A 13,478-nucleotide genomic window follows, 5' to 3' on the forward strand; every position below is an offset into this window, starting at 1 on the left:
GTCCCTGGTCCGCCACGGCGAGACCGACTGGAACCGGCAGCGACGCATCCAGGGGTCGACCGACATCCCGCTCAACGACGTCGGTCGCGACCAGGCCGCCGGTGCCGCCGAACTCCTCGCCCGTCGCCGGTTCGACGCGGTCGTCGCCTCGCCGCTGTCGCGGGCCCGCGAGACGGGGGCCATCATCGCGACCCGGCTCGGACTCGCCGAGCCGGACACCTACGCCGGGCTCGCCGAACGGTCCTACGGCGACGCCGAGGGCCTGACGGACGTCGAGATCCGGACGCGCTGGCCCCACGACGACGTGCCCGGACGGGAGTCGCGGACGGCGTTGCTCGCCCGGGTGACCGAGCAACTCGCCGAGATCGCGATCCGGTTCGACGGCGCGTCCGTCGTGGTCGCGACCCACGGCGCCGTCATCCGCAGCGTCGTCAACGCCGCCGCGCCCGGGACGGCGGACCGGCACCGCACACCGATCCGCAACGGGTCGATCCACTCCTTCCGGTGGGACCCGGAGCGGTTCCAGGCCGAGCTCGTCCGGTTCGACGACCCGATCGACGACGCCTCCGACGGCCCCGGCGGCTTCGCGTTCGAGTACCAGAACCCCCTCGAACGCCGAGGCTGATCCGTCCTCACGTACACCGGGACTAGGCTCCGACCCACTCCGCGATGCGGATCGGATCCGGACCCGCCCCGGCCCGTCCGGTCCGCTCGAGCGGGCTGACTCGTCCGCCCGCTCGAGCGGGATCGGTCAGCTCGACCGACAGCAGCCGTCCGCACCACCGGCGGCCCTGAGAGGAGGACGGTATGAGCACGGAGCGGCCAGGAGGGCAGCTCGACCCCGAGGACGACGACCTCGACCGCGCCTTCGGCCCCGACACCGGCTCGGTGACGATCCGCACCACTCCCCAGCGGGTCCGGCGGGGTGCCCTCGTCACCGTCGGGGTGGTCCTCGCGGCCGGGGTGCTCGTCATCGCCCTCGGGACGATCATCAGCAGCGTGCAGAACGGTGTCGGCGGGGTGTTCCCGCAGCCCGAGGCCGCGCTCGCGCGGTTCGACACGGCGGCGCGGGCCGTCGACGGCGTCCGTTCGGTGGAGAGCGTGCGCACCGTCAAGACCGGCTTCGCGAGCTACGACGTCGTCTCGGTCGCGACCGCTGAGGACGGGTTGGCCCCGGACGCACAGGACGACCTCGTCGCCGCGCTCAGTGCGGCAGCCGCCACGACCGGCGGCAACGGCGTCCGCGTCTTCGCGGTCGTGCAACTCGACACGATGCGGGTCGGCCTCTCGGCAGACGCGGACGTCACCGCCGCGCGGCTCGACCTCGCTCGCCGGGTCGACGCGATCGGCGGGGTCCGTGCGGTGCGCTGCGCCTGGGCCACGGACGCACCCTCCGACGAGGCGACGGCGCAGGAGGTCACCCTGCAGACGATCGGCCGCGGCGCGGCGCTCGACGCGGTCATGGCGAAGGCGCAGGAGTCGACGCAGGCGGCGTTCCGCGGAGCGACCGTCACGGCCGTGCGACCACCCGCATGACCGCGAGCCCGAGCGGGCAAGCGCCCAAGCCTGAGGGCACGAGCGGGCAAGCGCCCGAGCCCGAGCACCCGAACGGCCGAGCGCCCGAGCGGGTGCCCTACCGCCGCGCGGCTCGGTCCCGCACGGCTCGCTCGACCGCCCCGACGACCTGCTCCGCGGAATCGGCCCACCGGAACCGTGCGGCCTGCTCGACGGACTGCTCGGACCGGTCGTCCCAGCGCTCCTCGAGCCGCCGGACCGCGGCGGCGACCGCGGACGGCGACGACGGGTCGAAGTACTCCGCCGCGGCGCCCCCGATCTCGCGGAAGATCGGGATGTCACTGACCGCGACCGGTGTCCCGACGCCCATGGCCTCGACGAGGGGGATGCCGAAGCCCTCGTCGTACGACGCCGTCACCAGGGCCGTGGCCGAGCGGAGCACGTCGAGGTAGACCTCGTCGCTGGCGCCGTCGTGGAAGACGAGTGACCCCGCTGGTGCGAGCCGTTCCAAGCGGGCGCGGTCGGCAGCGGACACCCGCGACATGCAGTGCAGCCGCCAGTCGGCAACGAGGAGCGGCAGCGCGGCCGCGAGGGTCTCGACGTTCTTGTACGGCATGAACGAGCCCATGTACACGAGGTCGTGCCGGCGCTGCCCGTCGGCCGGTCGGCGAGGAGCCGGGTCTGCCGCGTTGTACGCGACGGTGACCGGCCGCCTGGTCAGCCGGTGCTCCCGGATGAGTCCGGCGGTCGTCTCCGAGACGGTGACGACGCCGTCCGCCCCGTTCAGCAGGAACCGCTGCGGCGCCCAGCTCAGGTGGAACGCCCGCCACCCGAGGCGGAGCGGCCACGAGAACTCCCGCGGGGGCGTCCGGTTCCGGTAGTAGATGAGGTCGTGCAGCGTCAGCACGAGGGCGTACTCGCGGCCGCGCGACCCCATCGTCTGCATCGGCGAGAACACCGCGTCGAGGTCGAGCCGGTTCACCCTCCGGGCGACGAGGGGTTCCCCGGGATCGGTCGGCGCGGGCAGCACGGCGTGCGGCAGACCGTCCGGCAGGGACTCGAGCTGCCGGACGTCGTGCACGAGCAGCGTGTAGTCGTGCCGGTCGGGCAGGTGCGCCACGATGCCGGCGGTGAACCGCGAGATGCCGTCGTGGCGACCGATGCGCACGTAGCGGCAGTCGATGCCGATGCGGAGGCGGCTCACGACGCGTGCTCCGCACCGTCGGACGGCCGGGAGGCGCGGGTCGACCCCGACGAGTCCGCCGACGCCGTCTCCGCTCGCGCCCCACGCCGGTCGCCTCCACCGCGCCGTGCTCCGCCGCGACGGGCACCACGGGCAGTCGTGCCCGGGTCACCCATCCGTCGGAGCACCGCGGAGGCGGCCGCAGCGGGCGTCTCGTAGTGGACGAGGTGCCCGACACCGGGCACCACCACGAGCTCGGCGTCGGCCAGGCGCGCGGCGAGGGCCTGCTGCTCGGGGACCGCGGTGATGTCGTCGTGCTCGGCGGCGATCATCAGCACGGGCACGTCGATGCGGTCCGCGTACTCCGAGACGTCGTGCGTCACCGAGGTGCGGAACGCCTCGAGCACGGACGTGCGGTCGGAGAACGCCGAGAAGTAGCGGTCGTGCTGGTCGTGCACCCACCGTCGCAGGTCGCGGTCGTGCGACTTCAGCATCGCGATGCTCATCACCCGCACGATCGCCGGGTTGCGCAGGAGCGCCAGGCCGAGGGGGCGCGGCAGGACGGCACCGGCCCGGTAGTACCCGATCGCCACGCCCGTCGCGATCGCCCGCGGACCCTGGAGCGCCGGGGCTGCGATCGGGTTCACGAGGACCAGGAGGCGCGTCCGCAACCCGGCGGCGACGGTCGCCGCGACGACGATCGATCCGAAGGAGTGTCCGAGCACGACGGTGTCCGCGCCGAGTCCGAGCGCGCGGTGGAATCCGTGCAACCAGGCCACGTACGAGTCGATGTCGGACGACGACAGCGGGTCCGACACACCGAAGCCGGGCAGGTCCGGGACGATCACCCGGACACCCTGCAGGTGCGCCGCGATCGTCTCGAGTCCGTGGTGGTCGCCGCGGAACCCGTGGACGGCCAGCACCGTCCGTGCTGCGTCCTCGGGTCCGTACACCCAGTAGTGCGTCGTCCGACCGTCGACCTGCACCGCGCGGTGCACGACCGGGGTCGCGGCCATGAGGGACTGGTACGGGGACAGCACGGGCGGTTGCATCCGGGCCAGTCTAGGGAAGCCGGCCCGACCAGCCGCCGCAGCGCGGTGCAGATGTGGAGAACTCGCAGACGCGACGTGTGCCGGGCGGTGATCCGCGCCTCCAGGCCGGATCCGCGTCTTCCTGCGGACAGCGGCAGCCGCGCGGCCTAGCGTGTCCAGGGTGACGTTCACGGCCCCGATCCAGCTCCCAGGCCTGACCCTGGACCCGCAGTGGTACAAGCGATCCGTCTTCTACGAGTGCATGATCCGCTCGTTCGTCGACTCGAACGGCGACGGCATCGGTGACATCCAGGGCGTGATCGGCAAGCTCGACTACCTCCAGTGGCTCGGTGTCGACGCCATCTGGCTGCCGCCGTTCTTCCAGTCGCCGATGCGCGACGGCGGGTACGACATCGCCGACTACAAGGCGATCCTGCCCGAGTTCGGCACCCTCGACGACTTCCGCGAACTCGTCACGAAGTCGCACGAGCGCAACATGCGCATCGTCATCGACATGGTGATCAACCACACGTCCGACCAGCACGAGTGGTTCCAGCAGTCGCGCGAGGACCCGGACGGCCCCTACGGCGACTTCTACGTCTGGCGGGACACCGACCAGGAGTACGAGAACATCCGGATCATCTTCGTCGACACCGAGGAGTCGAACTGGACGTTCGACCCGGTACGCCGCCAGTTCTTCTTCCACCGGTTCTTCTCCCACCAGCCCGACCTCAACTTCGAGAACCCCGCTGTCGTCGAGGCCGTCTACGACGTCGTCCGCCACTGGCTCGACATGGGTGTGGACGGGCTCCGGCTCGACGCGATCCCGTACCTCTTCGAGTCCGAGGAGGGCAACGGCGAGGGCGAGCCGGAGACGCACGAGTTCATCAAGAAGCTCCGTGCGATGGTCGACGACGAGTACCCCGGCCGCGTGCTCCTGGCCGAGGCGAACCAGTGGCCGCGCGAGACCGCCGCGTTCTTCGGCACCGACGAGGAGCCCGAGTGCCACATGGCGTTCGACTTCCCCGTCATGCCGCGCATCTTCTACTCGCTGCGCGCACAGCACGCCTCCGAGCTGAAGGCGATCCTCTCCGAGACGCTCGACGTGCCTGAGTCCGCCGCGTGGGGCGTGTTCCTCCGCAACCACGACGAGCTGACGCTCGAGATGGTGAGCGAGGAGTACCGCCAGGCGATGTACGGCTGGTACGGCTACGACCCGCGGATGCGCTCCAACATCGGCATCCGTCGTCGCCTCGCTCCCCTGCTCGACAACTCGCGTGCCGAGCTGGAGCTCATCCACGCGCTCCTGTTCTCGCTGCCCGGGTCGCCGTTCCTCTACTACGGCGACGAGATCGGGATGGGCGACAACATCTGGCTCCCGGACCGCGACTCCTCCCGCACGCCGATGCAGTGGACGCCGGACCGGAACGCCGGGTTCTCGACGGCCGACCCGGGGAAGCTCTACCTGCCCGTCGTCCAGTCGCTGGTCTACAACTACCAGCAGGTCAACGTCGAGGCGCAGCTGGCACAGTCACGCTCGCTCCTGCACTGGGTGCGCAACGTCATCCACGTCCGCAAGGCGCACCCCGTCTTCGGCCTCGGGACGCTTCACGTCAAGGACACCTCGAACGAGTCCGTGCTGGCGTTCGTCCGCTCGTGGGAGGGGTCGGGGCAGCAGTTCGGGCCGTCCGCCGAGGACGTCCTCTGCGTGTTCTCGTTCGCGACGAACCCGACGTCGGTGACGATCTCGGTGCCGGAGTACGCCGGACGTCCGCTCTACGACCTCTTCGGCGGGAGCGTGTTCCCGTCGTTCGACGAGAGCGGGTCGGTCACGCTGACGCTCGGCACGCAGTCGTTCTACTGGCTGCACGTGGGTGCGGCGCCGGCCGTCGCGCCCGTGGCAGCGCCGCCGGCTTCGGCCACGGCGTAGGGGCGGGCGGGCGGCTCGCACCGTGCGGGGCCGCCGGTCGGTCGCGCCCGGGCCGGTTGCGCCCGGGCCGGTCGGTCGCGCCGTGGGCCGGTCCCTCGCGCCCGGGTCGGTCGCGAGCGGGTCGGTCGCGCCGTGGTGCGAGGTTCCCGGCACGGTGCGAGGTGCTTCACGTCGCACGCCGCGTGCAACCTCGCACCATCGGGCTGTCCCTCGCACCGTGCGACCCGGCCTGGAGGCCCGGCCCGGCCCCGCCAGGCGGGTCGCGTCGTGCGGGCGGTCGGCTTCCCCGCCAGGCGGGTCGCGTCGTGGGTGTCGGTGCGTCCCGTTAGCCTGGCCGGGTGACGTACTCCCCCGCGACCGCAGTGGCGACCGACGTACCTCCGGCACCGGTGCCGCAGGACCTCTCGGGCCGGCCGTGGTGGCACGCCCTCGGCGTCTTCGACCTCGAGACCACCGGCGTCGACGTCGAGACCGCCCGGATCGTCACCGCGCACGTCGGCCTCATCGACATGACCGGCCGATCCATCGTCGAGGCTGCCTGGATCGCCGACCCCGGCATCGCCATCCCCGAGGGTGCCGCGGCCGTGCACGGCTACACCACCGAGCGCGCACAGGCCGAGGGGCGTCCCGCCGGAGAGGTCGTGGCCGAGGTCATCGCCGCGGTCGAGGCCGTCTTCGCCCGCGGCATCCCGCTCGTGATCTACAACGCCCCGTACGACCTGACCGTCCTCGACCGGGAAGCCAAGCGTCACGGCCTGGCCTCCCCCGTGATCGGCAACGTCGTCGATCCACTGGTGATCGACAAGGCCCTCGACACGTACCGGAAGGGCAAGCGCACGCTCGAGGCCGCTTCCGAGCTGTACGGCGTGACGCTGTCGGACGCGCACGACGCCGGGGCGGACGCGATCGCTGCCGGCCGCGTGGCACAGGCGATCGCCGCGAAGTACCCGGACGAGCTCGGCGTCTCCGCCGAAGAGCTGCACCGCAAGCAGGTCGGCTGGTGCGCCGATCAGGCCGCGTCGTTCCAGGAGTACATGCGCACGAAGCGCGACCCGTCGTTCACCGCCGACGGTCGTTGGCCGCACCGCAACGGTTCGTAGGGCCGGCGTCGCAACGGTTCGTAGGGCAGCGCGCGCCGCTGCGGTCGGGTGGCTCCGTTCTCCTGCCCGTCGGCCGCTGGTGCGCCACGCGACCGCCGCCGGTGCGCGCCCGCACAACCGAAGTCGTCCCGCACCACGGATCGCCGTGGTGCGGGACGACTCCGGTTGTGCACTGACGAACTGCACCGCAACCCGGCTGACGAACTGCACCGCGTCCCGACTGCCGATCCGTGCACCCGACCAGGCACCCGTGCACCCGACCACGCGCCCACCCCGGGAACGCCGAACGGGCGGCCCTCCCGGAGGAGGACCGCCCGTTGCGGAACGCGAGGCTGCTTACTTGGAGAAGCCCTTGAAGCGCTGGTTGAACTTCTCGACGCGGCCGGCCGAGTCGAGGATGCGCTGCTTGCCCGTGTAGAACGGGTGCGACGCGGACGAGATCTCGACGTCGATGACCGGGTAGGTCGCACCGTCGAGCTCGATGGTCTTGTCGCTGGTCGCGGTCGAACGCGTCAGGAACGTCTCACCGGAGGCCAGGTCGCGGAAGACGATGGCGTTGTACTCGGGGTGGGTGTCGGTCTTCATGGAGATTCCTCGGTTGCAGATGGTCGGACTGCGCTGCGCTCGAGTGAGCACCGCGCTGGAAGTCGTCGGCGTGCGCCAGCCGACCACGTTACCAGATCGGCCCGGCGAGCCGCTACGACGCGCGGGCGCTCCAGCGGCCGTCGTCCTTGGTCACGACGAGGTCGACGCCGAACGCCTGCGTGAGGGTCTCGTTCGTCAGGACCTCGTCGATCGGACCCGCGGCCTGCACGTGCCCGTCGGTGAGGACGAGCGCGTGCGTGAAGCCCACGGGGATCTCCTCCACGTGGTGCGTCACGATGACGATCGCCGGCGAGTCGGGGCTCTGGGCGTACCCGCCGAGCGTCCGCACGAGGCTCTCGCGTGCGCCGAGGTCGAGCGAGGCCGCCGGCTCGTCCAGGAAGAGCACCTCGGGGTCGGTCATCACCGCGCGGGCGATCTGGACGCGCTTCTGCTCACCGTCGCTGAGCTCGCCGAACGTCCGCTCGGTGAAGGCCGCGAGGCCCCACTCGTCGAGCACGCGCTGCGCACGACGGACGTCGAGTTCCTCGTACTCCTCGTTCCACCGGCCCGTGACCGAGTAGGCCGCGGTCAGCACGACGTCGAGGACGGTCTCCGTGAACGGGATCCGTCGGGCCAGGGCCGTCGAGGCGAAGCCGATGCGGGGACGGAGCTCGGCGAGGTCGGCGGTCCCGAGCTCGGTGTCGAGGACGTGCACCGACCCCGAGGTCGGGAAGGTCTGCGCGCCGGCGATCTGCAGCAGCGTCGTCTTGCCGGCACCGTTCGCGCCGAGCACGACCCAGCGCTCGTCGTCCTGCACCTCCCACGAGACGGAGTCGAGGATGGTGGCCCCGTTGCGGACCACGGAGACGTCTGACAAGCGCACGACCGAGGGCATGCCCCCAGCCTACGGGGTCGGACCGGGGCGTCCGTGGCGCGACACCGGTCGGCGCGCGCCACGGACGAGGCCGCGTCAGCGCCCGGCGAGCACCTCGTCGTACACGGCACGGGTCCGGTGGGCGATGGCGTCCCACGTGAACTCGGTCTCGACACGGAGCCGTCCCGCGCGGCCCATCAGCTTCGCGAGCCCTTCGTCCTCCAGCACCTCGTTCAGGGTGGCGGCGAGGTCGGCGACGTAGCGGTCCGGGTCGGTCGGCGTCCCGGTGCCGTCCTGGGCCTGGTCGATCGGCACGATCCGGCCGGTCAGCCCGTCCGCGACGACCTCGGGGATGCCGCCGGTACCGGTGCCGACCACGGGGATGCCGCACGCCATGGCCTCGAGGTTGACGATGCCGAGCGGCTCGTAGATCGAGGGGCAGACGAACACCGTGCCGGACGACAGCACGTTCACGATCTCCTCGTGGGCGAGCATGCGGTCGATCCAGACGACGCCGTCACGCTCGGCGCGGAGCGACTCCACGAGCGCCGTGACCTCGGCCATGATCTCCGGCGTGTCCGGCGCGCCGGCGCACAGGACGATCTGCACGTCCGACGGGAGCGAGGCCACCGCGCGGAGGAGGTACGGCAGACCCTTCTGGCGCGTGATCCGGCCGACGAACACGACGCTGCGACGCGTCGGGTCGATCCCGAGCGAGCGGACGGCGTCCTCGTCGACGGTGGGCTTCCACGCGTCGATGTCGATGCCGTTGTAGACGACCTGCACCCGGGAGGGGTCGATCGACGGGTAGGAGCGGAGGATGTCCGCCCGCATGGCCTTCGAGACCGCGATGACGCGGTCGGCACGCTCGAACGCCTCGCGTTCCATCCAGCTCGACAGGCGGTACCCGCCGCCGAGCTGCTCGGCCTTCCAGGGTCGCAGCGGCTCGAGGCTGTGCGCGGTGACGACGTGGGGGATGTCGTACGTCAGCTGCGCGATCCGACCGGCCGCGTTCGCGTACCAGGTGTGCGAGTGCACGAGGTCGGCGCCCTCGACGTCCGCCGCGATCGCGACGTCGGTCCCGAGCGCCTGCAGCGCGCCGTTGGCCTGGCCGAGCACGTCCGGCGTCCGGTAGGCCCAGACGTCGGCCTCGTCCCGGAACGCCCCGAAGGCGCGGACACGCACCTCGGTGTCCGTGCCCGACCGCAGCGCTGCGGTGAGCTCGGCGACGTGGACGCCCGCCCCGCCGTACACCTCTGGTGGGTATTCCCTGGTCAACAGATCGACTCGCACGGGTTCAACGTAACCGTTCACCGGTCCGGACGCATACTGTGAGCGGTATGGCACCAAAGAAGGTCTTCGGCATCGTCCTCGCCGGCGGGGAGGGCAAACGCCTCATGCCGCTCACGGCGGACCGTGCGAAACCAGCAGTCCCGTTCGGCGGCAACTTCCGGCTCATCGACTTCGCGTTGTCGAACCTCGTGAACTCCGGGCTGCAGAAGATCGTCGTGCTGACGCAGTACAAGTCCCACAGTCTCGACCGGCACGTCGCCGAGACGTGGCGCATGGAGGGCCTGCTCGGCTCCTACGTGGCGTCCGTCCCCGCCCAGCAGCGACTCGGCAAGCGCTGGTTCGCCGGTTCGGCCGACGCGATCCTGCAGTCCCTCAACCTCCTCCGCGACGAGCGCCCGGACATCGTCGTCGTGGTGGGCGCCGACCACGTCTACCGGATGGACTTCCACCAGATGGTGGAGGCGCACATCGCGTCCGGCCGCAGTGCCACGGTCGCCGCGATCCGCCAGCCCATCGGCCTCGCCGACCAGTTCGGCGTGATCCAGGTCGCCGACGACGACCCGACGAAGATCGAGGCGTTCCTCGAGAAGCCCAAGGACGCGGTCGGCCTCGCGGACTCCCCCGGCGAGATCCTCGCGTCGATGGGCAACTACGTCTTCGACGCGGACGCCCTGGTGGACGCGGTCCTCCGCGACGGGCAGATCGAGACGTCGAACCACGACATGGGCGGCGACATCGTGCCGGACTTCGTGGCGCGCGGTGACGCCGGCGTCTACGACCTGCAGCGCAACGACGTCCCCGGCTCGAACGAGCGCGACCGGTACTACTGGCGCGACGTGGGCACGATCGACTCGTTCTTCGACGCCCACATGGACCTCATCGCCCCGGTGCCGGTGTTCAACCTGTACAACCAGGACTGGCCGATCTTCAACCAGCAGACGAACCTGCCCCCGGCGAAGTTCGTCCGCGACGCGAACGGGAACACCGGCTCCACGGTCGACTCGCTCGTCTCGCTCGGGTGCCTGGTGTCGGGTGCGCAGGTCGAACGCAGCATGATCGGCCCGTGGTGCAGCATCGACTCGGGTGCGAAGGTGCTCGACTCGATCGTGTTCGAGCGCGCGGCGATCGGCGCCGGTGCGACGGTCAACCGCGCCATCCTCGACAAGGACGTGGTCATCGCGCCGGGCGCCCAGGTCGGTGTCGACCGCGAGGCCGACGAGGCCCGTGGCTTCACGGTCACCGAGTCCGGGATCACGGTGGTCGGCAAGGGCGTCAAGGTCGACGCCTGACCACGGACCACCGAGGACGGCCTGGAGGCACGGCTCGCGTCACGGACGCAGCCGTGCCTCCGTCTGTCGGTACCGTTGGTCCGTGCCCCGCTTCCTCGTCGTCCTCGATGCCGATTCCACCCTCCTCGAGGACGAGGTGATCGAACTCCTCGCCGACGCGGCGGGGACCCGACCACGGGTCGCGGCGATCACGGAGCGCGCCATGCGCGGGGAGATCGACTTCGCGGAGAGCCTCCGGGAGCGTGTCGCGACCCTGGCGGGCCTCCAGGACGACGTCTTCCGCACCGCGCAGGAGGCGGTCCGCGTGACGCAGGGCGCTGCGGACCTGGTCCGCGGCGTGCACGCCGCCGGCGGCTCCGTCGCGGTGGTGTCGGGCGGGTTCCACGAGGTGCTCGACCCCTTCGCCACCCGCCTCGGGCTCGACCACTGCCGGGCGAACCGGCTCGAGGTCGTCGACGGGGTGCTCACCGGGCGGGTCCTCGGTGAGGTCGTCGACGCGGCAGCGAAGGCCGCCGCGCTGCGCGAGTGGGCGGAGGCGGACGGCGTCGACCCGTCGCGGACCGTGGCGGTCGGCGACGGCGCGAACGACCTCGAGATGATGCGGGTCGCCGCGCTCTCCGTCGCGTTCGACGCGAAGCCGCGGGTGCGGGCCGAGGCCGACCTGGCCGTGGTCGACCGCGACCTGTCCGCCGTGCTGGCGCCACTGGGCCTGCGCGGCTGAGCGACCTCCGGCGCCGGCGCCGGCCGCGTCAGGCGGTGAGGACGGCCTTCGGGACGCGGTGCAGCGTCACCGCGCCGACCGCGGCGAACGGGTGCAGCGGGTCCGGTGTGCCGGAACCCGTCGGACCGCCGAGCTTCGAGTCGCCGACCGCGCTGAGCACGGCGTAGGCGTCCTCGGCGGTGAAGCCGTGGTCCTCGACCAGGAACGCGAACGCGTCCTCGTACCCGAGCCGCACGCTCTCCTGCACCGGGTCGCCGAGCCCGACGAAGAGCCAGTCGTCGGCGGTCTCGACGCGCGGCGCACGGAGCGGTCGACCGCCCCGCACCAGGTCGACGGACACGATCGCGGTGCCCTGCGCCTCGATCGCGACGAACGACGACTCCCCCTCGGCCATGATCGCGTGGATGTCGCCGATCGACAGCAACGCGCCCGGCACCCGGACCGGCAGGTACACCGTCGAGCCGGGGCGGGCCTCGGTGACGTCCATGTTCCCGCCCTCGGCGGTCGCGGGCATGATCGTCGAGTTCGTCCCCGACGCCGGCGCGACGCCGATGCACCCGATCATCGGCCGGACAGGGAACGCGTGCCGGTCGGTGACGTGCACGACGCCGTCCTCGATGGGGCAGCGGCGCGCGAAGACCCCCTCGGGCATGACGTGCTGGAGGGCGCCGGACCCGGGCAGCGACACCGACCACCCGTGCGTCGTGAGCGCGATGTCGTGGATGTGGACCGCCAGGGTGTCGCCGGGCTCGGCGCCCTCGACCCAGACCGGTCCGGTGACGGGGTTGATCGGTGCCTGCAGCTGCGCGAGGTCGTGGTGCTCGTCGAGCTCGGCGTAGACCGCGTCGGTGGTCTCGAAGCCGATCGTCTCGCCGGTCCCCGGGGCGATCCGGAGCACGGGTTCCCGGTCGGCGGAGAAGCCGGGACGCCCGAGGGTGTTCGGCAGGAAGTGGTCGGGGGTGGTCATCGCTGGCCCTTCTCCGTGGTGGTGGCGGGGTCACCGACGGACCCCTCGCCCAGTGTGCCCGGTTCCTCGGACCCGATGGCTTCGGCGCCGACCTCCGTCGAGCGGCCGGTCGACCGGTAGTACAGGAACACGCCCGCACCGACCACGAGCCAGACGACGCCGCCGACCTTGGCCTCGACGGCGGCGTTCAGGAGCACGTAGCCGATGATCAGGAAGCCGATGAGCGGCACGACGAGGTGGAGCAGCCAGTTCCGCGACTTCCCCCGGACGACGTGGTGCACGAACACCGAGACGTGCAGGAGCATGAAGCCGAAGAGGGCACCGAAGTTCACGAGGGACGAGATGGTGTCGATCTGCCCGACGAAGAAGAGCACCAGGATCGCGGACAGGACCGACACGACGATGATGGCCGCGGCGGGCACCTGTCGACGGTTCAGACGGTGCAGGAACGCCGGGAGCTGCCGGTCGCGGCTCATCGAGAACAGGAGACGGCTCGTGGCGGCCTGCGCCGCCATCGCGTTCGCGATGCCGACCGCCAGGACGTTGACCGCGAAGAAGGCCGTGGCCCACCCGCTCGAGGACGCCTGCTGGACCACGGTGAAGAACGCGTTCCCCACCTCGCTGTCCGGGAAGGCGTCACGGCCGGCTGCCAGCGCGGACGCGAGCCAGGTCTGCACGACGAAGAGGAACGCGACGATGACGAGCGCGAGGATCATCGCGGTGCCCGCACCTCCGCGACGACCGGTCGACTCCTCGGAGAGCGTGGAGATCCCGTCGAACCCGAGGAAGCTCAGCACCGCGATCGACAGCGCGGACGCGATGAGCGGCGCCGACACCTTCGCGGGGTCCCACACCTGGTCCGTCGAGAAGGACGCGCCGGGGACGGTGCCGCCGGTCAGTGCCACGATCGCGATCACGACGAAAATCGCCACGAACACGAGCTCGATCAGCAGGAACACCCGGTTCGCGACCTTCAGGGACGAGACCCGA

General features: G+C 71.5%; 13 protein-coding genes. 6 read left to right on the forward strand and 7 right to left on the reverse strand.

The window, feature by feature from the left end:
* Positions 1-625, forward strand: a 625-nt coding sequence (locus tag I59_RS18590; protein ID WP_022905169.1) for a histidine phosphatase family protein, incomplete at its 5' end; no start/stop codon positions are given.
* A gap of 182 nt (positions 626-807) precedes the next feature.
* The gene (locus I59_RS18595) at positions 808-1,536 is read left to right on the forward strand and encodes a hypothetical protein (protein ID WP_022905170.1); all 729 of its coding nucleotides are present in this window, start codon (positions 808-810) and stop codon (positions 1,534-1,536) included.
* Positions 1,537-1,633: 97 nt separating this feature from the next.
* Here I59_RS18595 and I59_RS18600 read toward each other — a convergent pair whose 3' ends face one another.
* Positions 1,634-2,719 carry a glycosyltransferase family 1 protein gene (locus I59_RS18600; RefSeq protein WP_022905171.1) on the reverse strand — a complete coding sequence of 362 codons (1,086 nt, stop codon included), beginning with the start codon at positions 2,717-2,719 and terminating at the stop codon, positions 1,634-1,636.
* The gene (locus I59_RS18605; RefSeq protein ID WP_083882220.1) at positions 2,716-3,750 is read right to left on the reverse strand and encodes an alpha/beta fold hydrolase; all 1,035 of its coding nucleotides are present in this window, start codon (positions 3,748-3,750) and stop codon (positions 2,716-2,718) included. Before I59_RS18605 ends, I59_RS18600 begins: the two co-directional genes overlap by 4 nt.
* Positions 3,751-3,910: 160 nt before the next feature.
* Between I59_RS18605 and treS the strand changes: the two genes are divergently transcribed.
* Together treS and I59_RS18615 are read left to right on the forward strand one after the other, a co-directional pair.
* Positions 3,911-5,659 (forward strand): maltose alpha-D-glucosyltransferase, encoded by a 1,749-nt coding sequence (gene treS, locus I59_RS18610; RefSeq protein ID WP_022905173.1) that lies wholly within the window; start codon positions 3,911-3,913, stop codon positions 5,657-5,659.
* A gap of 389 nt (positions 5,660-6,048) precedes the next feature.
* Positions 6,049-6,759, forward strand: coding sequence for an exonuclease domain-containing protein (locus I59_RS18615; RefSeq protein ID WP_022905174.1), 711 nt, complete (start codon positions 6,049-6,051; stop codon positions 6,757-6,759).
* A 336-nt stretch (positions 6,760-7,095) separates the two neighbouring features.
* Here the strand turns inward: I59_RS18615 and I59_RS18620 are convergent, their stop codons facing one another.
* The 3 genes from I59_RS18620 to glgA form a co-directional block, all read right to left on the reverse strand.
* Positions 7,096-7,344, reverse strand: coding sequence for a type B 50S ribosomal protein L31 (locus I59_RS18620; protein ID WP_022905175.1), 249 nt, complete (start codon positions 7,342-7,344; stop codon positions 7,096-7,098).
* A 112-nt stretch (positions 7,345-7,456) separates the two neighbouring features.
* Entirely contained in the window at positions 7,457-8,239 is a 783-nt protein-coding gene (locus I59_RS18625; RefSeq protein ID WP_022905176.1) for an ABC transporter ATP-binding protein, read from the reverse strand.
* 75 nt (positions 8,240-8,314) lie between these two features.
* Complete coding sequence (gene glgA / locus I59_RS18630; RefSeq protein WP_022905177.1) at positions 8,315-9,511, reverse strand: glycogen synthase; 1,197 nt, start codon at positions 9,509-9,511, stop codon at positions 8,315-8,317.
* Between the two features lie 47 nt (positions 9,512-9,558).
* Between glgA and I59_RS18635 the strand changes: the two genes are divergently transcribed.
* Together I59_RS18635 and serB are read left to right on the forward strand one after the other, a co-directional pair.
* Positions 9,559-10,800, forward strand: coding sequence for a glucose-1-phosphate adenylyltransferase (locus tag I59_RS18635; protein ID WP_022905178.1), 1,242 nt, complete (start codon positions 9,559-9,561; stop codon positions 10,798-10,800).
* 82 nt (positions 10,801-10,882) lie between these two features.
* Positions 10,883-11,521 carry a phosphoserine phosphatase SerB gene (gene serB / locus I59_RS18640; protein WP_022905179.1) on the forward strand — a complete coding sequence of 213 codons (639 nt, stop codon included), beginning with the start codon at positions 10,883-10,885 and terminating at the stop codon, positions 11,519-11,521.
* 28 nt (positions 11,522-11,549) lie between these two features.
* On the opposite strand, the gene I59_RS18645 is transcribed toward serB, so the two are convergent.
* A complete protein-coding gene (locus I59_RS18645; protein WP_022905180.1) occupies positions 11,550-12,488 on the reverse strand; it encodes an acetamidase/formamidase family protein in 939 nt (312 codons plus the stop codon).
* Positions 12,485-13,478: APC family permease (locus I59_RS18650; protein ID WP_022905181.1), on the reverse strand; the 994-nt coding region annotated here is incomplete at its 5' end. The genes I59_RS18645 and I59_RS18650, both read right to left, overlap by 4 nt.

Source organism: Curtobacterium sp. B8, assembly GCF_000333315.1.
GTDB lineage: Bacteria > Actinomycetota > Actinomycetes > Actinomycetales > Microbacteriaceae > Curtobacterium > Curtobacterium luteum.

Excerpts from the sequence above, each read along its gene's own strand:
- I59_RS18595 (WP_022905170.1), top strand. The coding sequence starts at position 808 with ATGAGCACGGAGCGGCCAGGAGGGCAGCTCGACCCCGAGGACGACGAC.
- I59_RS18605 (WP_083882220.1), bottom strand. The coding sequence starts at position 3,750 with ATGCAACCGCCCGTGCTGTCCCCGTACCAGTCCCTCATGGCCGCGACC.
- I59_RS18620 (WP_022905175.1), bottom strand. The coding sequence starts at position 7,344 with ATGAAGACCGACACCCACCCCGAGTACAACGCCATCGTCTTCCGCGAC.
- I59_RS18625 (WP_022905176.1), bottom strand. The coding sequence starts at position 8,239 with ATGCCCTCGGTCGTGCGCTTGTCAGACGTCTCCGTGGTCCGCAACGGG.
- I59_RS18635 (WP_022905178.1), top strand. The coding sequence starts at position 9,559 with ATGGCACCAAAGAAGGTCTTCGGCATCGTCCTCGCCGGCGGGGAGGGC.
- I59_RS18645 (WP_022905180.1), bottom strand. The coding sequence starts at position 12,488 with ATGACCACCCCCGACCACTTCCTGCCGAACACCCTCGGGCGTCCCGGC.